Annotated in this window: 17 protein-coding genes; 3 read left to right on the top strand and 14 right to left on the bottom strand. The window is 45.7% G+C overall.

Annotation, left to right across the window (positions count from 1 at the left end):
• Positions 1-183: 183 nt before the first annotated feature.
• Complete coding sequence (locus ACQKCG_RS08975; RefSeq protein WP_227543690.1) at positions 184-747, top strand: hypothetical protein; 564 nt, start codon at positions 184-186, stop codon at positions 745-747.
• A 48-nt stretch (positions 748-795) separates the two neighbouring features.
• Here the strand turns inward: ACQKCG_RS08975 and ACQKCG_RS08970 are convergent, their stop codons facing one another.
• The 6 genes from ACQKCG_RS08970 to ACQKCG_RS08945 all read right to left on the bottom strand — a co-directional run bounded on the left by ACQKCG_RS08970 (position 796) and on the right by ACQKCG_RS08945 (position 11,800).
• Entirely contained in the window at positions 796-2,415 is a 1,620-nt protein-coding gene (locus tag ACQKCG_RS08970; protein WP_201556097.1) for a DUF2971 domain-containing protein, read from the bottom strand.
• A gap of 3 nt (positions 2,416-2,418) precedes the next feature.
• Positions 2,419-4,410 (bottom strand): NAD-dependent DNA ligase LigA, encoded by a 1,992-nt coding sequence (gene ligA, locus ACQKCG_RS08965; RefSeq protein WP_227543707.1) that lies wholly within the window; start codon positions 4,408-4,410, stop codon positions 2,419-2,421.
• 356 nt (positions 4,411-4,766) lie between these two features.
• The gene (locus ACQKCG_RS08960) at positions 4,767-5,783 is read right to left on the bottom strand and encodes a cell division protein ZipA C-terminal FtsZ-binding domain-containing protein (RefSeq protein ID WP_057758356.1); all 1,017 of its coding nucleotides are present in this window, start codon (positions 5,781-5,783) and stop codon (positions 4,767-4,769) included.
• 215 nt (positions 5,784-5,998) lie between these two features.
• Positions 5,999-9,937: an AAA family ATPase gene (locus tag ACQKCG_RS08955; protein WP_134292800.1), complete on the bottom strand. Its 3,939-nt coding sequence runs from the start codon at positions 9,935-9,937 to the stop codon at positions 5,999-6,001.
• A 66-nt stretch (positions 9,938-10,003) separates the two neighbouring features.
• A complete protein-coding gene (locus tag ACQKCG_RS08950) occupies positions 10,004-10,945 on the bottom strand; it encodes a hypothetical protein (RefSeq protein WP_134292799.1) in 942 nt (313 codons plus the stop codon).
• Positions 10,946-10,996: 51 nt separating this feature from the next.
• Positions 10,997-11,800 (bottom strand): sulfite exporter TauE/SafE family protein, encoded by an 804-nt coding sequence (locus ACQKCG_RS08945; protein WP_201556100.1) that lies wholly within the window; start codon positions 11,798-11,800, stop codon positions 10,997-10,999.
• 175 nt (positions 11,801-11,975) lie between these two features.
• Here ACQKCG_RS08945 and ACQKCG_RS08940 point away from each other — a divergent pair, with 175 nt between their 5' ends.
• Positions 11,976-12,917, top strand: a complete 942-nt coding sequence (locus tag ACQKCG_RS08940) for a biotin--[acetyl-CoA-carboxylase] ligase (RefSeq protein WP_134292797.1) — start codon at positions 11,976-11,978, stop codon at positions 12,915-12,917.
• A gap of 71 nt (positions 12,918-12,988) precedes the next feature.
• Positions 12,989-13,717 (top strand): pantothenate kinase, encoded by a 729-nt coding sequence (locus ACQKCG_RS08935; protein WP_134292796.1) that lies wholly within the window; start codon positions 12,989-12,991, stop codon positions 13,715-13,717.
• Between the two features lie 135 nt (positions 13,718-13,852).
• On the opposite strand, the gene ACQKCG_RS08930 is transcribed toward ACQKCG_RS08935, so the two are convergent.
• From ACQKCG_RS08930 to ACQKCG_RS08895, 8 genes are all read right to left on the bottom strand, one after another.
• A complete protein-coding gene (locus ACQKCG_RS08930) occupies positions 13,853-15,040 on the bottom strand; it encodes an isovaleryl-CoA dehydrogenase (protein WP_134292795.1) in 1,188 nt (395 codons plus the stop codon).
• 42 nt (positions 15,041-15,082) lie between these two features.
• The gene (locus ACQKCG_RS08925) at positions 15,083-16,003 is read right to left on the bottom strand and encodes a hydroxymethylglutaryl-CoA lyase (protein WP_134292794.1); all 921 of its coding nucleotides are present in this window, start codon (positions 16,001-16,003) and stop codon (positions 15,083-15,085) included.
• 15 nt (positions 16,004-16,018) lie between these two features.
• Complete coding sequence (locus ACQKCG_RS08920; RefSeq protein WP_134292793.1) at positions 16,019-18,136, bottom strand: acetyl/propionyl/methylcrotonyl-CoA carboxylase subunit alpha; 2,118 nt, start codon at positions 18,134-18,136, stop codon at positions 16,019-16,021.
• 69 nt (positions 18,137-18,205) lie between these two features.
• Complete coding sequence (locus ACQKCG_RS08915) at positions 18,206-19,015, bottom strand: enoyl-CoA hydratase/isomerase family protein (protein ID WP_101205587.1); 810 nt, start codon at positions 19,013-19,015, stop codon at positions 18,206-18,208.
• Between the two features lie 165 nt (positions 19,016-19,180).
• Complete coding sequence (locus ACQKCG_RS08910; protein ID WP_101205585.1) at positions 19,181-20,791, bottom strand: carboxyl transferase domain-containing protein; 1,611 nt, start codon at positions 20,789-20,791, stop codon at positions 19,181-19,183.
• Between the two features lie 240 nt (positions 20,792-21,031).
• Positions 21,032-22,807 carry an AMP-binding protein gene (locus tag ACQKCG_RS08905; protein ID WP_101205583.1) on the bottom strand — a complete coding sequence of 592 codons (1,776 nt, stop codon included), beginning with the start codon at positions 22,805-22,807 and terminating at the stop codon, positions 21,032-21,034.
• 369 nt (positions 22,808-23,176) lie between these two features.
• Entirely contained in the window at positions 23,177-24,427 is a 1,251-nt protein-coding gene (locus ACQKCG_RS08900; RefSeq protein WP_101205582.1) for an FAD-dependent oxidoreductase, read from the bottom strand.
• A gap of 99 nt (positions 24,428-24,526) precedes the next feature.
• Positions 24,527-25,135: a DJ-1/PfpI family protein gene (locus tag ACQKCG_RS08895; RefSeq protein WP_101205581.1), complete on the bottom strand. Its 609-nt coding sequence runs from the start codon at positions 25,133-25,135 to the stop codon at positions 24,527-24,529.
• Positions 25,136-25,411 lie beyond the last annotated feature (276 nt).

Raw genomic sequence — 25,411 nt, 5'->3', positions numbered from 1 at the left:
TAGTTGATTCAATTTAAAAGTGGTACAAGGCAGCCGAGTGCAGATATAACTGTGATACTGCAAGCGAGGTTAACGTTGTCATTCTTTTATAAAGGATCGCCTATATCAAAATTTACCATCTGATGTATTTCGCTAGAGAAGCACAAAGAAAGCTGTCAAAATAGCAGATAGAGCAAATCAATCATGACCAACAATCAAAAGGGTAACTCGATGGCAAAGCGTCTGATAAGTATGATGGTAATTGCAACGGCAAGCATGTGGGCGCTAATAGGCTGTGACAATGCTACCGATTCCGTCGATGCCACTGAGCAAACTGCGGAGACAGCAACAGATCCAACTGCATCGGCAGCCGATACCATCGACTGGTCACTGGTAGATAGCGGTGCAAAGCCTGCTGACCCTACCAATTATAAGTATCCGTTTGCCATCGATAGTCAAAACGTCCGAGACTATGCAGATTACTTCAAAGTGGACGCTGCGACCGCTCAGCATAATCTGACGGTGAGCATGGCAAGTAACGAAGCGCTATCGAAAGCATTAGATCAGCTGAGCGAAACCTATGTCTCACATGAGCTAACCGATGGCAATGAGATGACGCTTATCATTCATACCACGCCTGATGTCGCTGCCAGTCGCTATGATTATGTGCTGTCTGATGACTTTGCCAAAGGACTGGTGCTACCTATCGTGATTCAGCCAGATGGTAAGAAAGGTGATGTGAAGGCGCATGGGGAAATGAGTGAGTAAAGATTAATAGCGTGTGTTTTGACTTATATGACACACGCTACTATTTTATTACGAAGTATGGCGGTAAGGATTGTTTGAGAGTTCGATTTTTATTTTTTTTCCTAAACTATTCGTACCACATAATAGCTTCGCTAAGTAAGGCTGATATTGCGTTGCAGCTGGTGCGATGTAAATTTTGTCTAAATTCGCTTTTACCTCTGGTTCGTACTCTACGTATAGAAACTTGCCAAAATCCATTTTAACTTTAGGGTCATCAAGTGAGGTGATATATACCATACGGCATTCTTGCTCTTCTTGAAAAGCTGAATGTTTGACTAGATATTTTAGAGGTAAGATTATCATATCCAGTAAGCTATCTATTTTATCTGAATCTTCTTTACTTAGTTTTTTTAAAGATTTCTTCTTATCTATAGCATCGTTATAAATACTTTTTAACTCTATAAACGCCTCTCTAAAATCTTCGGTTTTCTTGTCTATATAATTCTCATATTCAATGCACTCAATTTCAGCTTTAGGGATACTACCTCCTTCCAAATTTTCACGACCAAACTCACGGAAAAATGTTAACCGGTTGCGTTGAGCTAGATGGATATAGTCGGAGGTAGGATCAATATAAACGCATCTCATGACTGATTGCTTTTCTATTCTCTTAGCTGAACTATCACCTTCATCTGAATTATTTTTTACATTTTTTATCGTTCTATTAATAAATATATTGTTCATACAGGACTGGGAGTCATTCTCTTTAAAGAAATCTTTATTAAAAACCAAGCTAACACCAGAAGCTTCTTTGTTATCTTCTTTTCCATATAATCGAAACTGATTTAAACTGTCATGGTTGAAAGTGAAACAGCTGATAAACGCATGTAACCTTTCATCAAAATCAGGCTTATAAAAAGAGTTCTCTTTCACGGACTCAAGGTAGTTTGTAAGCAACTTACCTTCGCTAGGATCATTAACATTATTGATGGTATTTAAACGAAAAGCGCTTGGCTTGTCTTTATTTTTTTCTTTAGAAAGCAGCTTATTGGTTGTATATGTACTTGTATAGTGTGCCAGTTTTCTTTCAGGAGCTTGCTCGTCTTCTGATAAAGGAAGAAAATCTAGTTTTAAGATGTCTATAATTTTCTCTACCTTGCCTTTCAAATCGTTACTCATCTCTCCTATTTTCTTAGTCTCAATATTCATTTTTAATTTACATATTTTTTCGTAGCAACTGGACTGATATGAGTAAGAACCTCCAATTAATTTAAATAAATTTAGAGATTTTATATAGTTTTCTTGGTAAAAATATTTTTTTGCAACCCCAAAAGCATCGCCTCTTATACTATCAAAAGTGTCCTCTTTCACACCATTAAAAGCATATTCACTACCTTCTAAGAACTCAACTATAGAGTCATAAGAAGCATCTAAATCATTCATAAAAAAGTATTGATTAGCAAATATAAGTATTAATGCTTTATAGTAAATAGCACCATCATCTTCTCTTATATTCTTTAAATACTTCACACCTAATTCATATTTTTTATTCTTATCCATGTAGTCTTCTAGCTCAAACTGAGCACTTATATATTCTTCATCTCCATTCTTCTCACGCGTCACTTTCAGTAACTTCTCAACTTCTTTTTGAGTCACTTCATCGAGACCATTTAATTCATCAATATTCATCATTTACTCCCTAACCAACTCTAAAAACTCATCTTCACCCACCACTTTCACACCCAATTTTTCCGCTTTGGTCAGTTTAGAACCAGCCTTATCCCCTGCCAGTAGCGCAGTGGTTTTTGCAGAGATGCTGCCCGAGACTTTTGCACCCAACGCTTGTAGTTTGGCTTTGGCTTCATCACGCGCCATGCTATCGAGCGCACCCGTGATGACCCACGTTTGCCCATCGAGTGGGAGCCCTTCTGAGGCGACTTGCTCGACCTTATCCCAATGTACGCCAGCTTCAAGCAATGAATTAATCACTTCGATATTGTGCGGCGCACGGAAGAACTTATAGGTCAGCTCGGCAGTGATTTCTCCGACATCTGGGGTTTTTATCAGGGTCTCGATACTCGCCGCCATCAGACTATCTAAATCACCAAACTGCTGGGCAAAGTTCTGCGCCGTACCTTCACCGACACCGCGGATGCCGAGTGCATAGATGAAGCGAGCCAATGTCGTATGCTTGCTGGCTTCGATAGCGTTAATGATATTTTGTACCGATTTTTCACCCAGTTTCTCAAAGGTGACCATCTCATCCGCATGATTGTGCAACTGATAGATATCAGCAACGGTTTTGACCAGACCATGCTCAAAGAAGCTAATCAGCCAACTTGCACCAAGTCCATCGATATCCATGGCACGACGTGAGACAAAATGAATAAGTGCTTCTTGCTGCTGCGCTGGGCAAAACAGCCCACCCGTACAGCGCGCCAATGCTTCATCTTCAGGCAGCACGACAGGAGAGTCACAGACAGGACAAGTCGAAGGTAGCGTGACCGGCTCGCTATCGGCTGGGCGCTGATCGTGCCAGACACGAGTGACTTTTGGGATGACATCACCTGCACGGTGAACGCTGACCGTGTCGCCTGCGCGCACATCTAAACGTTGAATCTCGCCAAAGTTATGCAAGGTGACATTGCTGACAGTGACGCCGCCAACTTTGACAGGTTCAAGCTTGCCGACTGGTGTGATTTGACCCGTACGGCCAACTTGCCATTCGATATCGTTGAGACGTGTCATTACCGTTTCGGCAGGGAATTTATAAGCGGTTGCCCAGCGTGGCTCACGTGATAGGTAGCCTAACTGCTGCTGTAACGCAAGGTTGTTTACCTTAATCACCATACCGTCAATCTCAAATGGCAGATCGCTACGCCCTTCTATCACTGACTCATAATAGGTCTGGGCGGCGCGTGGATTTGCTACCACTTCTACGGCGCTGACCGTAAATCCAAGCTCGGTAAGCCATGCCAACGCCCCTGACTGAGTGTCGATATTCTCAGGCAAACCCTGATTGACCGAATAGCCATAGAAAGCCAATGGACGACTGGCTGCTATCGCTGGATCTAACTGACGTAAGCTACCAGCAGCGGCATTACGCGGGTTAGCAAAGGTTTTGCCCTCATTCTCTTCTGCCAATCGATTAAGACGCTCAAAGCCTGCCTTAGGCATCAATACTTCACCGCGCACTTCTAGCAACTCAATATCAGCAGCATCAGCTATCCATAGGGGCAAGTTACGAATGGTCTTAGCATTCTGGGTAATATCTTCACCGGTCTGCCCATCACCGCGCGTGACCGCTTGGACAAATTTACCATGCTCATACTTCAGTGAGACCGCCAGTCCATCGAGCTTTAGCTCCATCTCGTATTCAGGGTTTTGCTGCGAGTCGCTGAGGCGATCATTGACACGGCGCATAAAATCGCGCAAATCATCATATTCAAAGACATTGCCTAATGACAGCATCGGAATATCATGCGTGACTTGAGTGAAGGCCGATAGTGGCATATCGCCGACTTGATTGATTGGACTGTCTGGCTGCACCAAATCTGGATATTCTTCTTCAATCTCAAGCAACGAGCGACGCAATTGGTCGTACTCGCTGTCTTCTAAAATTGGATTGTCGAGCACGTAATAGGCATAGTTATGCGTCTTAATCGCTTCAATAAGCGCACGCATTTTTGAGACAATCTCTGCACTATTATTGGTACTACTGTCGGTCGGACTAGGCACATTAGATTTGGCAGGTGCTTGATTTTCTACTTGAGCAGGTAGGTTTTTAGAGTTATTTGATGAGGTAGAGTCAGTCATAGTCGGCGTCTTTTTTGCAATTCAAGATGTCGATATGATAACAAGTTTGTAGGAAGCTCGGTATAGTCAATCCTATATAAATCAGATACTGTGTCAGGCTCGATCAGTCTACTATGGTTAGCATTTTGCAGAAACTATAGCCCATTAAAAAAGGCAAACAACGTTAAGCGCTATTTGCCTTTTTTATGATTTCTGCTATTAATCAGCTTTTAGCCTTTACACTGCTAGCCCTCATAATCACGGACTTGGTTACGTAGCTGCTGCTTGTATTCAGGCGTGATTGGTTCGTTCTCTTCATCAAGCATAATCGCGTCAAGGTCGCTTGCCATCATATAAGCAATGCTCATCATGCTATCGAAGCTGCGCACGGCTTGTGGATGCGGCAATGACAAGAACACGACGACACCGTTATAGGTATTGGTCGCAACACTATGCGGATCAAACGGTGCGATACCGCTATCAGTGATGCCCATCATGCTAAACCACAACATACCCGTGCCGTCTTTTTGCTCGTAGCGATGGAACATATTCATCGCGCCATAGCGTAGGCCGTATTTATCAATCAACGCTAGCAGGTCACGACCACGGATAATCGCCGCTGGACGATCGCGATACTGGTGCGGCAAGATGGTGATATTGATATTGTCTTTGGCATTAATCAACGGGCCGTTTTGCGCATCATCACCTGACTCTGATAGATGCTGATCCAGTATCGGGCTATTGTCATCGAAGCTTGGCTCTTCTGCCGTATCGATAGTTGGCATCAGGCTATCGGTCGCTGACATTAGGCTAGAGAACGCATCAGGCTCTTGCTCGATATGCATCTGATCGGCGACTTCTACAAACTCAGCACTATCGGCACGGCGTTGCTCTTCTTGCCAGCGCGCGTAGTCGGCTTCATCGATTACGTCATGATCGTCAGCTGCTACATGGTCACGATCAGCCGTTAGTTGAGCATCAACGTTGGTATGCGCTTGCGTCAATGGATCTTCTTCAACGACGGCATCCAAGTAGCTACGATCTGGACCGATGCTCGTCTCGCCTGCGACTGTATCATCGAGATCTGGCTGATCGACGATGTTGCGCTCGTGACGCGGTATGATGGGAATACCATTTTTATCATAATTGACCGCAGCAGCTTCGGTAGCACCGCGGCGCTTAAAGCTACGAATGACCATAAACAGCCCTGCGAGCACGATAAACGCGGCAATGGCAATCAATATAAACTGAATAACGGTCATGATAAATACATCCTAGTATATATAACAAAAGGGAATACACAAACGAGCATAAATGGCAATATTCTAGCATGGCTGACCTATATCGTCACCACATTGTGTACTTTATAACCAGTATGCTGGACTGAGGTCAAGCTTATTTGCATTTATGCCAATTGATTGATTATATTTGCATCGCGCTGATTCTCATAGCACTTTTAATGTCGACTATTTCACTCTTAGCTCTCTACGTAACGCGCAGCTTCATCAAGCGACACACTGACTAGTGTAGAAATGCCTGCACTTGGCATGGTAATACCTTTTAGCTCATCAGCAATTTGCATCGTCAATTTATTATGGCTGATAAAAATAAATTGCAAATCATCTGCTAACTCATGAATGAGACTGGTAAAGCGCGCGACGTTGGCATCATCAAGCGGTGCATCAACTTCATCAAGCACACAGAACGGTGCAGGATGCTGCTTAAATATCGCAAAAATCAAACTTAGCGCGGTAAGGGTTTTTTCACCACCCGATAATACCGCTAAGCGACTGTTGCGTTTGCCCTTTGGCTGCGCCATTAAGGTAAGCCCTGCGCGCCACTGTTCTGACTTTGGCGTATTGGCTGGCATCTCGTCAGTGTTCAACGTCAGGCTAGCTTGTCCACCGCCAAAGACTTTGGCAAATAAATTGGCCAGCTCATTATTGACCGCATCAAGTGTCTGCATAAACAGTGTCTTGGTCGTCTCATCAATAGAGGCAATCGCTTCAGTCAATGTCTGCATACTGGCCGCGATATCTGCCGTCTGCTGTGCGAGTGGATCTAGGCGTTCGTTTACCTCGGCCAACTCTGCGACCGCTGCTAAATTAACTGGCCCAATCTTGCTCAACTGCTGGGTCAACTTGGCGCGCTCAGATTCAAGCTCAGCGATTTTGTCTGGACGGACGCGCCGATCATGAGCGATAAAATCTGCTAGCAAGTTTGAGACGCTCATGCTTTGTCGAGGTTGCTCAGCTTGCGCTTTATATTTATGACTCACACGATAATAAGCATCTAAAGCGCTCTGCGTGTGTGCGCTAGCATCCTCTAACCGTGCAGCACTCAGTGCCAGCTCAGTAGCATGACGGGCAAGCTCGCTTTGCTGCGTTTGCAATGTATTTTGCAATGTATCAAATGCTGTCTGCTGCTCAGCGTACGTTTGTTTTAGTGCTGTTAGCGCAGTATCACGCTCGTTCAATAGCACTTGCTGCTCATCGCGCGTTGTCTGGGCAGACTGTAGCGTTGCTTGTAGCTCTGGCAACTTGGCCTGCTGCTGATCGTGATGCATCTGTAGACTTTGCTCATTCTCTAACGACTTGTCGTGTTGCTCAGTCGCACGATCCAGACTGCTAACACTATGTTCTAAACGCATCTCGTATTGCTGAATACGCAGCTGCAGTGCTTGCCACGCGTCATCATCGACTTGACGCGCGCGGTTTAGATCGCTGCGCTCAGCTTGCAGTTGCTGAGTTGTCGCTCGTGCCTCTGCTATTTGCGGAGTGAGTGTGGCGATCTCACTTTCAATGTGCTGTTGTTCTTGCTCAAGGGTTTGTTGCTCTTGTACCAGTTCTTGCTTTTCTTGCTCAAGCGTTGCTTTATCAGCGTTCAAACGCTGGCTATCCGCTTGCAACCGCTCAGCATTGGCTCGCTCGGTCGTCAGTTGCTGCTGGTATTGATGCTTATCACGGGTTAACTGCTCAGCTTGCGCGCGCGTTTCTTCCAAGCTAACCATCAACGCATCATAATCGCGCTGGTCTTTTGCAATAGATTTTTGCTGCTCTTGTATTTTGCTTTCAAACTCATCAAGCAAGTCTTCTAACGCTTGCAAACGAGTGCGCTGCTGCAAACGCTGCGTGAGAAATTGACTGCTGCTATCACTTTGATTATCTTGCGCACCAGCGAATTTGCTTAAATTAATCGTTCCATGACGACTGATGAGCCAACCATCTGCGGTAAGTAGGATAGCGGACGATGGTAATAATTTTAGTACATCAGTAAGTGTGTCAATCTCATTCTGTTGACTGGTCTCAAACTGCGCCGTATATATATAGCACTGCTGCCATAGCGAGAGTAGCGGCTGAGTAATCAACTGCGATAATGGCAACACTTTATCAATCAAATTGTCTGGCAATTCGCTGACAAATTCTTGGTCACTAATATCACTTTTCGCAGTTGGCAACCATAAGCTATGACCTGTCTCTATTAGAGTTTTATCTTTTGCACTGGCAGGCGTATTTTGTGCCGTCTGATAAGTCCGTAAATCTGCAATGTCATGCTCAAGCACTTGCCAGAGGCTATCAGTTTTCTGAGAAATGCTATTAGCGTTGTTAACGTCTGATTGCTTGATTTGATTAGCTTGTTGATTAGCAACCAGCACATGGCTATCTAGCCACAATGCTAGGATACTATCGAGTAGCGGCGCATACTCCTGCCCCTTCGCACTTAGCTCAATTTGCTCACGTAGCGTTGCAATGGCTAACGGCTGATGATGTATGCCATTGTTATCCGTCTTATCTTTCGCAGTAGTTTGGGTCTTTGCTGATTGCTGTTGTGTAGGTTTCGGATGCAGTATTTGATGCAGGGTATCGTATTCGCCTGCCAGTAGCGCATGACGCTTTTCATTATCGCTCAGCTCACTCTGTTGTGCGTTTAGTCTCTGCTGCAAGCTATGTGCTTGCGGTTGTATCTCGGATAATCGTTCATCGACGGCTTCGTATTGACGCTTAACCTGCTGCAACTGCATACTTAGCTCAGTGATTTGCTGTTCTAGCACCTGACTTAGATCTTGCGCATCATCCGTCTTACTCACATTAGTACGACTAGATGGCGCTATAGACTGCTGTAATTGCTGCCACAGGTTTTGCCAGTTTTGCTCGCGGCGTTGCCATTTATCATAGCTTTGCTGATGGCGTTTTTGTGCTTGAGTGTTGATAGCTTGCTGCTGCTCAAGCGAACGGGCCTTATCTTGTAAGCGTGACAGATTGTTTTGCGCTTCATGCCACGCGCGTTGTAGTGGCTGCTCATTGCGCTTATAGTTATCACGTTTATCTGTTAGCTCAGTCAGCTGCGGACGCAAGGCTTCTAGCGCTTGATTCTGCTCAGCTTGTTCAGCGTTGAGGCGTTCGATATCAGCGAGTGATTGTGCACGTTGCTGAGCCAAGTCAGACAGTTGCTGCTCAATAGTAGCCAGCTGTGATTTAGCATCACTTAGCTTATGTTCCGCTTGTTGATAGCCGAGCTGCTGCTGATAGTGAGCGCTTTGGGCATCGTCTTTGAGCCATTGCTCTTGATTGATACGCGCAGTGAGCTTATCTTGCTGAGCTTTGAGCGTGTCGTAGTCAACTTGTAGTGTCGACACCTCCGTAGCACTACGTTCATGCGCTACTTTCTGCTGTTGATGCGTTTGCTTAGCTTGATAGAGCTGTTGAATGGCGAGCTGCTGCTCGATATCAGCTAGTGTTAATGCCAATTCTTCGTAACGCTGCGCACTGGCCGCCTGCTTAGACAGTGTCTTTTGTTGACGCAATAACTCGCTTTGCATATCGTGCAAACGCGCTAGGTTGTCCCTTGTCTTCTCTAACTTCTTTTGCGTTTCTTCACGGCGAGCCTGGTAGCGCGAGACACCTGCCGCCTCTTCAATAAACTCACGCAGCTGCACAGGACTAGACTCAACAATGCGCCCAATCATGCCTTGCTCAATTACCGCATAACTACGTGCACCCAGCCCCGTACCTAAAAACACATCGACCACATCACGGCGACGACAACGCGTACCATTGATAAAATAATCTGAGCGGCCATCTTTATTTACCTGACGACGAACCGATAGCTCTTGGTACAAGTTAAACTCGTGGCGAATGCCAGTCTGCTCATCTTGGGTATGCTCAAACGTCAGCTCGACACTGGCGACGCTTTTGGCTGTCTTATCCTGCGTACCAGCAAAGATAACATCGCTCATCGCCCCGCCGCGTAACTGCTTGGCAGAGGTTTCGCCTAGCACCCAGCGGATGGCATCAATCACATTGGATTTGCCACAGCCGTTCGGCCCGACGATGGCAGTGATGCCATGACGAAAAGTAAAAGTGGTTGGATTGGCAAAGGATTTGAAGCCTGCCAGCTTTAGAGATTTTAAACGCATGAAGAGTCAATAAACTTAGCAAAAACAGGCGGCTATTCTACCTGAAATTGTGCTGGGTTTTTAGGGTTAAACGGCTAACTGCATAAACGATTTTGATTCAAGGCTTTGATGGAACCCTCGTAGCAGTTTTTGTTCCACTTGGCAGGTGTCATTTTCTGCTAAGTAGCGATTATTAAACTCAATAAGGGCTGACCATGTGATACTTGCTACTTCTAAATGATCGACTATTTTTAACAGCTCTGGTCTTAGCAAATGCTGATACTTTCTTGGCCGTTTATGACACAGAGCCAGCTCCCTATTTACGAGCGTTTGCTTGTTTTGCTTTAGCGCATCACCACCGATAAATAACAGCAAAAATTTTGCCCCTTTATCGATAAAGCCTTTTTCTAATAAATGCTCGTACATCAAGCAGTATTTTAGGATTGGGTCTGGGTTTTTCCGACCAGCGAGTTTTAACTCATTCGCTATCAATACATTCGCCTGATGGTTGTAGGCTAGGTTGTCCATATACATTGCTTTTAGCTCTGTACTGTTTTCAAACATGTCGCTATTACCATGTGTCGACCATGACCCACTTGGCTCAAAGCTAATAAATTGCTGATAAAATAAGTTCAGATAAACATCACTGCACAAACTCAAAAAGATATCGAACTCTTTATTTAGGTAATCCTCAGAAAAGAACGTTACGCGGCGCACGGCTTCTCTCGCATTACAGATACCCATCGTTTGCGTTGAATACGTCTCTAGCTGCTCAGTTTCATTCATTTTTGTATTGAGCTTTTTGATGACTGATTGCTCAATTTCTTCTATATTTTTATCTTTCAAATCTGGGTGAGATGCCCACTCAATGATTTGGCGTACATATTGCTTTTTAGTAATACCTAAAATACGCTGCGGCTCCCATGCCAAAAACTCTACCATATTAGAGAGACCCGTCGTCCATGATAACTGGTCTTTTAGATGATTCATTGAGCCGAAAACACGGCGGTATTTTTCTGCAGCTTTCATACTAATAATATCTCACGGTTTGCATACTAATTTTATAAAAACTCATTATTGCTATAAAACACCTAATCCACTCAATAACAACTGCCCTCCAGCAAATATTAACAACATACCAAATGCGCGCTTAAGCATCAGTGCAGGTAAGACATGGGCAAGCTTGGCGCCAACTTTTGCCATCGCAAAGCTGGCGACTGAAATAAACAAAAATCCTGTGACATGGACAAACCCTATCGTACCCTCAGGCAGGTTGACCACGTCTTGACCGAACCAAGCAAACCCTGCTGCCCCAGCCAAGGCAATTGGTAGACCGCATGCTGCTGATGTGCCGACCGACTGTTTCATCGGAAGCCCTGCCCAGTTCAAAAACGGTACGGTCAAGCTGCCGCCGCCAATGCCAAAAATAGAGGACGCCATCCCAATGCCAGAACCTGCACCAAACTGGATGCCGGCCGATGGTAACGGTTTACCCACTTGCTCTTTATTCGAAAAAAACAGCATTTTTAGCGCGACCAATAGCGCACCGAAACCAATGATAGCCTGTAGTGCTTGTCCATCAATCATATCCGCGATACTAGCGCCGACCAAACTACCGATGACCAATCCAAGCGCCATCTTGCGCCATACTTCCCAGCGCACGCCGCCACGCTTGTTGTGTGCAGTCAGTGAGCTGATTGAGGTCACAACGATGGTCGCCAGTGACGTCCCAATGGCCAGATGGGTGATTACTTCTGGCGAAAAGTCATATGCGATAAAAATCCAAACCAATGCGGGCACGATAATCATGCCGCCGCCGACGCCAAACAAGCCCGCGCTGACACCGGCAAACGCGCCTGCAATCACAAACCACACATATAACATCATAGAACGAACCTTTTATAATACTGACTGGCGCTATAGTACTTACTAGCGCTTAGGCGTGCTTAATTGTATTTGCCAAATCTCAGCGTGACCTTTATGCTGTTTACTCGGTACTGTCTGACCGCAACAATCGCTCAGTATATCAAAGTTTCCTTTAACCACATCGATTAAACTTATGCCACCACTCACCAATTTTTCTCCCGCTTTATCCGAGCTTAACCACCGCCACGTTGCCAGTAGCGCCTCGACCAATAGCGAGCTGATCGCAGCGCTGCAAGATGGCACGCTAGATGCTGCTACCGTACACGTCTTGACCGCAGAGACGCAGAGCGCGGGACGTGGACAACATGGGCGCTCATGGCAATCACCGCGCGGCAATGTTTATCTGTCGCTATATCATCCGGTGCATATGCCGATTAGTGGTTTATTGTCTTTGATTATTGGTCTTGAGCTGGCAAAAATGCCTGTTATCCAAACCGTAAATCAGCAACTACAAGCGCAAGGTCTGACGCCAATTGGGGTGAAATGGGCAAATGATTTGGGGTTTTATCCATCTCAAGATGTTAAGCGTGCATTATTGGATAGCGGTGAGGCACATCAGCAAACACTACCCTTTCAAAAACTCGCTGGCATCTTGATAGAACCCGTGACCAAATCTGGTAAGCTGGTTGGTGTGGTGCTAGGCATTGGGTTAAATGTAAAAGCTGCGCCAACACTCACCGCTCAAACGTCTGAGGGGATGAGTTATCAAGCGATCAGCCTCCAAGATATCTATGCAGTGCTGCAGCCAGCAACACAAGCCACTCGCCTGCCAGACTTACAAACATTGTATCAGCAGATGAGCAAAGCACTGATGGCAGCGATGACTCGATTTGAGCATTTGACCATCGAAAAACCAACGGGGCATACCTATTATTTAGATGGATTTTTGCAGCAGTTTGCTGCGATGGACGCACTAGCGGGTCTGCGATTGCGCGTTACCCAAGACTATAATAATGAGAAAAAAGTCATGACGGGAGTCGCTTGCGGTGTCGACACTCATGGGTGTTTGCAATTACAGCAAGATAACGGTAAGATTTCTACGCTTTTTACTGGACGTATTGACGTTATTTATTAGGGACACGCCCTAGGCTTAATCATAACACTGACGAGCACCATCATTAACGAGCGCTATATAAAGGGATTTTTATGCTCTGGCTTGATCTTGGCAATACCCGCCTAAAATACTGGCTGACCGACGATATCGGGCAGATAGTCTCACATGATGCCAAGCAGCATCTGCAAGCACCCGCTGAATTACTCATGGGTCTGACTGACCGCTTTGAGCGTTATGCGCCCGATTTTATTGGTATCTCATCCGTACTGGGCGATGCGCTAAATGCTAAAGTGTCAGAGACGCTCAGTCGTTTGAACATTCCATTTGAGTTTGTCCATGTTGATGCCGCGCATGCGCTTATGAAAAGTGCTTATAATGACCAGCAGCTCGGCTGTGATCGCTGGCTACAGATGCTCGGCGCCGTCGATAAGAAAAAACGCCAATGCGTGATCGGCTGCGGTACGGCGGTGACTATTGACTTGATTGATCACGCTGAGCATTTGGGTGGTTATATCTTCCCCAGTATTTACCTACAACGCGAGTCTCTGTTTTCTGGAACCAAGCAAATCACCATCTCTAACGGCACGTTTGATAGTGTCAGCCAAGGCATGACCACCCAAGATGCGGTGCACCGCGGTATCTTGCTCTCTATCGTTGGTGCGGTTAATGAGATTAGTCGTCGTCACCCAAACTTTGAAGTGATCATGACAGGCGGCGATGCGGCCACTATCTCTCAGCATGTCAATCGCCCCGTACGCTTGCGCGATGATTTATTATTAAATGGTCTGGCACGGTATTTTGATTATCGTAATAAGCCATAATCCGTCATAGATAACTCAACATCATACTGTCACACTGACAAAAAAAGCAGCACGTTTAAAGCGTGCTGCTTTTTTATTAGATACTTTTCTCTTTTATAAGGTCAAAGCTTTGCTAGCTACTGCCCTAACCCTTTTTTATTTGGTCTCGTTAAACAGCTCACGACCGACCAGCATACGACGAATCTCGCTAGTACCTGCGCCAATCTCATACAGCTTAGCATCGCGCCAGTAGCGACCGAGTGGATACTCGTTGGTATACCCATTACCGCCAAATATCTGAATGCCCTCACCTGCCATCCATGTGGCTTTTTCGGCGCACCATAGAATCACGCTTGCACAGTCTTTACGCACTTCTCGGCTGTGTCCTGCGCCGTGCGCGTCTAGCATATCGAGGTTTTTACCCACGGTATATAAGAAGCTGCGTCCTGCCTGCAAAATAGTATACATATCAGCCACTTTGCTTTGGATAAGCTGAAACTCACCAATTGCTTGACCAAACTGCTTGCGCTCATGGATATAAGGGACGACATTGTCCATCACCGCCTGCATGATACCGATAGGCCCTGCCGCCAAGACGGCACGCTCATAATCTAGGCCACTCATCAGCACTTTTACGCCTTCATTGAGATTGCCCAAGATATTCTCGCTTGGCACTTTTACATTGTTAAAAATCATCTCACCCGTGTGGCTGCCGCGCATGCCAAGCTTATCGAGCTTTTGCGCGGTACCAAACCCTTCCATACCTTTTTCTACGATAAAGGCGGTCATACCTTTGGCGCCCATCTCAGGATTGGTCTTGGCATAGACCACCATCACATCCGCATCAGGGCCATTGGTGATCCACATTTTGCTACCGTTCAAGATGTAATTGCCGTCTTTTTCTTCGGCTTTGAGCTTCATGCTGACGACATCTGAGCCAGCGCCTGTCTCACTCATTGCCAATGCACCGATGAACTCGCCGCTGATTAGCTTTGGCAGATATTTCTGCTTTTGTGCCTCAGAGCCGTTACGTTTGATTTGGTTGATACATAGGTTTGAGTGCGCACCATAGCTGAGCGCCACCGAGGCTGACGCGCGGCTGATCTCTTCCATCGCGACCATATGTGCGACGTAGCCCATGTTGGATCCGCCGTACTCTTCTGGAACGGTAATACCATGTAGACCGAGGTCACCCATCTTCTGCCATAAATCCATTGGGAACTCATCGCTGCTATCAATCTCAGCAGCACGTGGAGCGATCTCGTTTGCCGCAAACTGCTGTACGACATCACGTAGCGCGTCAATATCTTCGCCAAGTTGAAAATTTAATCCAGGTAAACTCATAACCATTCCTTGTTTTTAGTATTTAATTTTTACGATAATTTTTTAAGACTTACGTTTATTAATGATGGCACGCGCCACATTTGAGCCATTCGGACGCTTTAAGAACGCACTGATACGCTCGCCTGCCACGACCAATTTATCCAAATCGATACCCGTGCTGATACCCATGCCATGCAGCATATACACCACATCTTCGGTCGCGACATTACCCGTTGCGCCTTTGGCATAAGGACAACCGCCCAAGCCAGCGACAGAGGTATCAAACTCACTCACACCCATCTGCAAGGCAGCCAGAGTATTGCTTAGTGCCTGGCCATAAGTATCATGGAAATGACCTGATAGCATAGAGATATCAGCATACTCAAGTGCAGCTTGCAATGCTCGTTGTACTTTGAGCGGCGTACCCACACCGATCGTATCGGCAATGCCAATTTGCTCTGAACCAATCTCTACCAGACGCTTGGTCACATAGGCTACTTGGCTTGGGTCAATCTCGCCTTCATAGGGACAACCAACCGTACAAGAGATGACGCCACGTACTTTAATACCTTGCGCTTTTGCCGCAGCGGCAACGGGCGCGAAACGCTCAATACTCTCATCGATACTGCAATTGATGTTTTTTTGACTAAAGGTTTCGCTGGCTGAGCAAAAAATAACAATTTCATCAGGACGGTAGGCAATCGCATTGTCAAAGCCGCGCATATTGGGCACGAGTACTGAGTAACAAACGTCCTTCTGCCGCGTTGGCGCAAGCGCATCAAGTAGTGCGCTGTTATCACCCATTTGTGGCACCCACTTTGGCGAGACAAAACTGGTCGCCTCCAATTTTTTGACACCTGCTGCAATTAAATCATTGATTAAGGCTTGTTTAACCTCGGTCGGTACCGTCATGGATTCGTTTTGCAATCCATCACGCGGACTGACATCGACGATGGTGACATGGCTTGGATACGAGTGGCTCATGCTTATTGTCCTTTTCTATTCGCTTTCACTATCGATACGCAGTAGCTTATCACCATCAGCGACCAAATCACCTGCTGCAAATAATAGCTCTGCTACCACACCATCAGTTGGTGCGGTAATGGTATGTTCGATTTTCATGGCCTCGATGACCGCAAGTGACTCACCTTTTTTGACGGTGTCGCCTACCGCAACTTTAAAGGCAACGACTTGCCCTGGCATCGGTGATTTTAAGCTACCAACCGCTGCGGTATCCTCACCCACATGTGCCATCACATCAATCAGGGTAATCTCATCGCGTCCGCTATCTGTGAACGCATAAACTGTCTCATTATTAACCCAGCTCTGCGCACTGATACGTGCACCCTCTAACCATAAGGTATGATTGTGCGCATCACTGCTATCATAGCTGACTTGGCCTTCATAAACCGTTTCAGTCTGAGCGGCGACATTGATATTGCTATCATCCTGCGTATTCGCGATTTCTTTACCAATGACAAGCGCAAAGCTACTGAGATTGTCACCGCCCTTTTTGCGTTCAGCGCCACTCGAATTGTGCCAGTTACTGATACGGGCATAATAGGACTGCTCATCATACACCAAGCTAAATGAACGAGTATAATCGCTATAAGCACGGAAACCAGTAGGCTTGCTAAAGGGGTCATTGTCTATCTTTTGTAATACGGTTTCGCTCGCAAGCTGCTGCGTAATAGCCGTCACCACAAGCGTCGATAATCCAAGCGGATGCTGATCAAACAGCTTGTCCTGCTCACGCTCTATCAATGCCGTATCAAGATTGGCGTTGTTAAATGAGTCGGTATTTAAGATATAACGCAAAAATGCCACGTTATTTGGTAGACCCACAATACGCGTCTGCGCCAATGCACGATCTAGTCTCGCCAACGCTTGCTCGCGTGTGGGCGCATGGACGATAAGCTTGGCAATCATAGAATCGTAGAAGGGACTGATGACATCACCCTCGCGTACGCCATCATCGATACGCACATCAGCGCCGTTTTTATCAATGACAAAGGTGCTGTGCTCAGGCTTCTGATAGGTAAACAACGTTCCTGTCGCTGGTAAAAAATTATTGTCAGGGTTTTCAGCACAGATACGCGCTTCGATCGCATGACCATTGATCGTCAAATCGTCTTGCGATTTTGGCAATGGCTGACCCGCAGCAACCAACAGCTGCCACTCGACCAAATCCACACCAGTAATGGCTTCGCTGACCGGATGTTCAACTTGCAAGCGCGTGTTCATCTCCATGAAATAAAAATTCATCGTGCCTTCGCGCTGCTCCACAATAAACTCAACCGTGCCAGCGCCGACATAATTAACCGCACGCGCCGCCTCAATTGCAGCCGTACCCATCGCTTCACGCATGGCCGTATCGACACCCGGTGCCGGCGCTTCTTCTAATACTTTTTGATGGCGACGCTGCACGGAGCAATCACGCTCAAACAGGTGCACATAATTACCATGCGTATCACCGAATACTTGAATTTCAATATGACGTGGTTTTAGCGCGTATTTTTCAACCAATACTTGATCATTGCCAAAACTGGTAATCGCTTCACGGCGACATGAATCTAACAGGTCAATAAAATCGCTGCTTTTTTCAACGATACGCATACCTTTACCGCCACCACCTGCACTCGCTTTAATCAAGACAGGATAGTCAATACTATCGGCCTGCTGCTGCAAAAACTGTGCGTCTTGATTGTCACCATGATAGCCCGGTATCAGCGGCACACCAGCTGACTCCATCAAGCGCTTGGACTCAGACTTGCCACCCATAGCACGGATAGCATCTGCCGATGGGCCAATAAATACCAAGCCAGCATCTTGGCAAGCCTGCGCAAAGTCTGCATTTTCACTCAAAAACCCATACCCCGGATGAATCGCTTGAGCGCCCGTTTCAAGCGCTATCGCAATAATAGCATCGCCTTTTAGATAACTGTCTTTTGGTGCCGAACCACCCAAATAGATAGCTTCATCACAGACGGCCACATGCTTGGCCTCACGATCCGCATCAGAATAAACAGCAACGGTACTGACGCCCAGACGCTTAGCAGTCGCGGCCACTCGGCAAGCAATTTCACCACGGTTGGCGATTAGAATTTTAGAAAACATAACTATCCCTGTGTCTTGTCGTTATTATTTGACGTCTTGTCTATTTGCCTATCATTGTTCTACTACTAGTTAGTCTGCCATTAGCCAATCAGGTTTACGCTTTTGCAAAAACGCTTGCACCCCCTCTTTACCTTGCTTTGATGAGCGGATATCAGCGATACCTTTAACCGTGTCAGCAATAAGCTCATCTGTAATAGGTGCACCAGCGATATTGTGTAATAGTTGCTTACAGGTTTTTACCGCGTCAGGGCTGTTTTTGACGACCTTATTACAGAATGCAGCCACTTCATCGGCCAGCCCTTCTTCGCTAACACGCTCATGGATAAAACCAAGCTGACGTGCCTTTTTAGCATCAAATACCTCAGCACTTAAGAAGTAACGCTGCGACGCTCTAGCGCCTAGCGCACGGATAACATAAGGACTGATAGTGGCAGGTGCCAACCCCAAACGCACTTCACTGAGGCAGAAATTAGCAATCTTAACGGCGATAGCCACATCGCAAACAGCAACTAAACCCATGCCACCTGCGTATACATCGCCTTGAATAGCCGCGACTGTTGGCTTAGGACATTCATAAATAGTCTTAAGCATTTGCGCCAATTTATCAGCATCCGCTAGATTCTCTTCATAGCTATAATCCGCCATGGCACGCATCCAATTGAGGTCAGCGCCTGCACAAAACGCCTTGCCAGCTGCTGCTAGCACAATGACACGTACTTCATCATCAGCACCAAGCGTATTGAATGCATCGGTTAGCTCGGCTATCATTTCATCGTTAAAGGCATTACGTATTTCAGGGCGGTTTAATGTCACCGTAGCCACGTGCTGTTCAACATTAACCAGTAGGCTTTTATAATTTTTATCACTATCTTTTTGCATAACTTTCTCTATATTTTTTATGTAAATACTCAAACAAACTCTTGGTCAATCCATAATAATGTTAATACAAGGAAACCAAGTACAAAGACTAAGCGTAGATGTACCAATCATACTTTAAATAAGGTTAACGCCGTAGTCGCTTACTATGAGAAGACCTTAGAAGTCTTACATTCTAAAGACCCCAAATGTCGTCTCTTCAATCGGTGCATTATATGCAGCGCTTAGTCCTAAAGCCAATACATTACGGGTATCGGCAGGATCAATTACGCCGTCATCCCACATGCGTGCGGTAGCATAATACGGATGACCTTGCTCTTCGTACATTTCACGAATCGGTGCTTTAAATGCCGCTTCGTCCTCATCGCTCCACGCTTCACCTTTGCGATCAAAATTATCACGCTTGACCGTTGCCAGTACTGATGCAGCTTGCTCGCCGCCCATGACAGAGATACGGGCATTTGGCCACATCCATAAGAAACGCGGGCTATAAGCACGACCGCACATACCGTAGTTACCAGCTCCGAACGAGCCACCGACGATAACCGTGAACTTTGGCACTTTTGCATTGGCCACTGCCATTACCATTTTGGCGCCATGACGAGCGATCCCTTCGTTCTCGTATTTACGACCCACCATAAAGCCAGTAATGTTCTGCAGGAACACTAATGGAATTTTGCGCTTACAGCACAGCTCGATGAAGTGAGTACCTTTTTGCGCTGACTCACTGAACAAGATACCGTTATTGGCAATAATACCAACAGGCATCCCTTCGATATGAGCAAATCCACAGACCAGCGTCGTACCAAAGCGTGCTTTAAACTCATCAAAGGCACTGTCATCAACGATACGTGCAATGATTTCTCTGATATCAAATGGCTTGCGCTTGTCCGTTGGAATCACGCCGTACAATTCTTTAGCATCATAACGTGGCGGACGCGCTGTGATTTGATTAGGAATATTTTTCGCAGGGCGATTTAGGTGACTGACGATATTACGCGCAATCGATAACGCGTGCGTATCATTCTGCGCTAGATGATCGACCACGCCCGAAAGTCGGGTATGTACATCGCCGCCACCTAAATCTTCTGCCGTGACCTCTTCACCCGTCGCTGCTTTAACCAGTGGTGGACCACCTAAAAAGATAGTGCCTTGTTCTTTGACGATAATAGATTCATCGCTCATGGCAGGCACATAAGCACCGCCAGCCGTACAGCTGCCCATAACCACAGCAATCTGTGGAATACCTGCCGCACTCAGATTGGCTTGGTTAAAGAAGATACGGCCGAAATGTTCTTTATCCGGGAACACATCGTCTTGGTTCGGTAAATTGGCACCACCTGAATCAACCAGATACACACATGGCAGATGGTTTTCTTGCGCAATCTCTTGTGCTCGTAGATGCTTTTTGACCGTCATTGGGTAGTACGTGCCGCCTTTTACCGTGGCATCATTACAGACAATCATACACTCGATGCCATTGATACGGCCAATACCTGCAATCACGCCAGCCGCCGGAATCTCTTCGCCATACATATCATGTGCAGCCATCGGTGCCACTTCTAGGAAAGGTGTACCTACATCCAACAAACGCTCGACGCGTTCACGTGGTAACAACTTACCACGCGCTAGATGCTTGGCTCGTGCGCGCTCTGAGCCACCTTGGGCAACTTTACGCAAGTGTACATACAGGTCATCGACTATCTCTTGCATCGCGGCACTGTTTTGCTGAAAATCGCTTGAGTTTGGACTCAGTTTACTGGTTATGATAGCGCTCATGATATCCCTTTTTTTCTTATACATAGATAGATACGTAGATGTGAGTAGCTTTTTATATAAATGATACTAACTGCTATTTTTAAGCGTTGCTCACATATAGTCGATTCAATTTAAAAGTAGTACAAGGCAACCGAGTGCAGATGTATGTGTGATACTTCAAGCGAGGTTAATGCTGTAATACTTTTATAGTGAAATGAATATGGTTAGTCTTTTGTTTTTTAGAGCAGATAAGTAAGCTTACTACAAACCCAACTCTTCTTTCATTTGCTCAATGATTTTATATTTTTGAATCTTGCCAGTGATGGTCATTGGATATTCAGTCACAAAGCGATAGTAAGTTGGCACTTTATAATGAGCGATATGCTCGCTACAGAACTCGCGTACTTCCTGTTCAGTCAAGCAGCCAGGTTCTTTTGGAATAATCCATGCCGCAAGTACTTCACCATAACGCTCATCTGGTATACCCACGATTTGCACATCACGAATCTTTGGATGGCGATAGAGATAATTTTCAATTTCTACTGGATAGATATTTTCGCCGCCGCGAATCACCATATCTTTACTACGGCCGACGATTTTGACATAGCCGTCTTCATCCATTGTGGCCAAGTCACCCGTATGCATCCAACCATCTTGGATAGCCTCACGCGTTTTAAAACGGCTACCCCAATAGCCTTTCATCACTGAATAGCCTCGTGTGAGCAACTCACCTGTCTCGCCTAGCGGTACAATTTCACCTGTTTCTGTATCGACGACTTTCACCTCAAGCGCAGGCTGTACCAGTCCTACCGTCGAGACTTGCTTATCAAGTGGCGTATGCTCATTGGTCTGGCAAGATACAGGACTGGTCTCTGTCATGCCATAGGCAATGGTGACTTCGCTCATATGCATCTTATCGATGACACGGCGCATAACCTCAATCGGACAACTAGAGCCAGCCATTATGCCAGTACGTAAGGTAGACAAATCAAAGTTTTCAAATTCAGGATGGTCAAGCTCTGCGATAAACATCGTTGGCACGCCGTGCAGACCTGTACATTTCTCTTCTTCGACTGCCTGCAATACGGTCAATGGCTCAAAGCCGTCGTTTGGATATACGATACAGCCGCCATGTGTGAGAATCGCTAGATTACCAAGCACCATACCAAAGCAATGATACAGAGGTACTGGAATACACAGCCTATCCTCTTCAGTGAGATTCATGGCCTCACCGATAAAGTAGCCATTATTTAAGATATTACGATGGCTTAAGGTGGCACCTTTTGGTGTACCAGTCGTACCACTGGTGAACTGGACATTGATGGCATCAGTGTTTTTAAGCTGGGCTTGGCGCTCGGCAACACGCGGATCGTTGGCATCGCCCTCGCTCATCCACGCAGAGAATTTTTGCATAAAACCAAAGATCTCGTCCGACTCTGGCTCATCAATCCAGATGATGCGTTCAATCGTTGGAATCTCGACCAAATCAAGCTGAGTGTAATCTTTATGGTAAATCTCAGGACACAGCTCGCGAATTAAACTGGCGTAGTCACTGGTTTTGAAATGGCGCATCAGTACGAGCGCTGAGCAGCCCAGTTTATTTAAGGCATATTGCAGCTCAAAAGTACGGTAGGCAGGATTGATATTAACGAGGATAACGCCGACTTTTGCCGTGGCCAATTGCATGAGCAACCACTCGGCATTGTTGTGCGACCAAATACCGATACGATCACCAATCTCTAGTCCCATCTCAATCATACTACTGGCTAGCTGATTTACTTGCTGCTGTAGCTCACGATATGTCCAACGGATATTTTGATGGCGGACGACCAGTGCTTCGCGCTCAGGATATTTGGAAACAATAGCATCAAAAAAGTCACCGATTGTCGCTTCAATCAGCGGTACATCAGGACCTTTGTCATAGCTTTGAGTAAGTGGTGCATTGGCTGAGCGTGCGCCCATATTGATACTAGGAATGTTGCTTAAAATAGTGTCGAAGTCAACGCGAGTCGAATCGAAATCAGAAGTTTGAGTCATAACGAGTCCTTTCGTTTTACTTTTTATATTATTTATAAATAGCGCTTATTAATAGCCTGCGTGCAAACCTTCTTCCTTGGGCAGGTCTTACATAGTATTCAGCTACTATAACGCCATCAATGAAAGCCTGTCAACAATATCAATACAGTATGTATCATTTAATTAGGCAGTCTGCCTTTCTACTTAGTAAAAGGTAACATAGAATCATGGCAAGTTTTTGACACAAAAAAGCCAGCCACATTATAAGTAATGGGCTGGCTCGATCATCAACACTGTCGTTTAACTGAATTTTCTGGAAAGCATCTAATAAAGGACATCACTTATAAACGATGTCCTTTATTAGTTTTTCAAAAAACGGTATTGCAATCGTTATGCTTTAGGAACTGCAGGCGCTTTAATCGTTACTGTTGCGCTAACGGCTTCATTATCATCGAGCAAATCCATGATTAGCTCATCATCATTCTCAGTCTTCACTTGCCAATTGCCCACTGCTTGCGGTACACCCGTCACCATCACAGAGATGGCTTTGTTCTTAAGGCGAATCATTGGCGGCTTATGATCATAACCGCTGTGCTCGTGACCTAAGATATCATCAGCGATAGTCGCAGCCTGCGCGCGCAATGGCGCAACATAACGACAAGCAACCCCGTTGATAGACATACAGTCGCCGATGGCATAGATATTCGCTGCATTGGTACGCAACGTCGCTGCATCCACCACGATACCTGTACGGCGATCGAATTCTACACCAGCCGCCGTAGGTAATTGCTCATCGACTGTCAGACCTGTACTGGCAATCACATGATCTACAATCAGTGGTTCGAGCGGCTGAATATCAGCATTGTCTGCATCCGATGATAATGGGGCATAGTCTACTTGTAGCTTCTCGGCATCTTCGCTATCGTCGTCATTACTGCCAACACGAGTAACAGCTGATACTTGATAACCACCTAAGAATTGAATACCTTGCGACTCGATTGCTTTGGCGATACGTGCGGTCGCTTTCGCTGGTAGCATCTGTGAAAGCGGTGCATCATTTAAATCAATAAGCGTTACTTTATGACCAGCTTTAAGTAGGTCTTCTGCGATTTCTGTACCCACCATACCAGCACCAACGATCGCAACGTGCTGGCTACCTGTTGCTAGCTTTTCTTGTAGCTGACTAAAACGCTCGATATGATTGACATGCCAGACCAAATCTTGCGGCAAACTTTTAGGGAAGATAGGATGCGCACCCATCGCTAGCACCATTTTCTCATAGCCGATAGTCGTCAATGCGTCATCTGATTGCGCAGTAGATCGTACCTGTACGGTTTGGCTCACTGGATCGATATCTGTCACTTGCGTATTGGCTAACAACGTCACTTCTGCTGTCTTAGCCGCTTCGCTACCAGATGCCCTTACCAAATCTGATGCGCGTTTGTTTTGGCTGATTGCCATCGTCAACATCGGCTTATGATAACGGTCGCCACTATCAGCTGTGATTAGGGTGATGGAGATATCTGTGTCTTTGGCACGAATGGCATCAATGACATGCCAGCCTGCCAGTCCTGCACCAATAATAACCACACCTTTTTTTGATGCTGTGCTTGTTGCTACAGATAGATTTTCTACGCTCATATAAACTCCAAGATGGTTTATGACTTATTTTAATTATCAAAAATATTGACCGCTATTGTACCAGTAAACAGCCATTCACTCACCTATCTAACAATTCACTTAGTCAATATCGAACTCCATGCGATGTGCTGTTGCACGCATGATTTCACTATCTATTAATTTTTCTATACAGTATAGACTTGCGTGGATGCCTGCACTTATCTCCGCTGATGTGATGATATTACCAGTATCGTCACTAGCATCTACAAAACGCGTATGCGAGATCACATCGATATCAGGATAGGATGCTAAATTATCTAAATCTATCCAGTGCGTGGTTGCTGACTTACCAGTTAATAAACCTGCCTTAGCCAATAGCAATGCTCCTGTACACACTGAAAGCGTCAGCTCTGCCAAACTTGCTTGAGTGATAATCCAATCAATTACTACCTTATTATATATTTCTGTTTTTTCGGCACCGTAACCACCGGGGACGATTAAGACATCAATGTCTGGATGATTGGCAAAGCTATAGTCAGGAATGACTTGTAGACCATTCCTAGCGGATATCGTTGCTTGGTTCTCGGCAATAGTGATAACCTCAAAGTACTTATCATCACTAGCAGGGGTAGCATTTTCAGCCAGCGAAAACACCTCAAAAGGTCCTGCAAAATCCAAGACTTCTACTTCATTGAACAGTAGTATGCCGACGGTTCGTTTTAGCGTCATATTCAATCCTAATTCAGTTAATAACGTTAAATTAAATTAAACTCATCTATATTATGACTACTATCTTTTCAAACTTGTTTGGTTAATCAGATGAGCCATTTCATCTACCTTTGCCGTTTGCAACCTCTCTAATCATGCGACTATTCCCGCTCTATTTTCAGCGGCTTTATAGTCTCAAAGCTATAGTCACTGCACTACAAAAGAGTTATGTTTTGGATGAATATCATAAAACAATTTAGATAAGTCATTTTCCATCCAACCTTGGCGTAAAAACTT

This window comes from Psychrobacter sp. NPDC078929 (assembly GCF_050267985.1).
Taxonomy (GTDB): Bacteria; Pseudomonadota; Gammaproteobacteria; order Pseudomonadales; family Moraxellaceae; genus Psychrobacter.
This window is presented reverse-complemented; position numbering and strand designations above follow the sequence as displayed.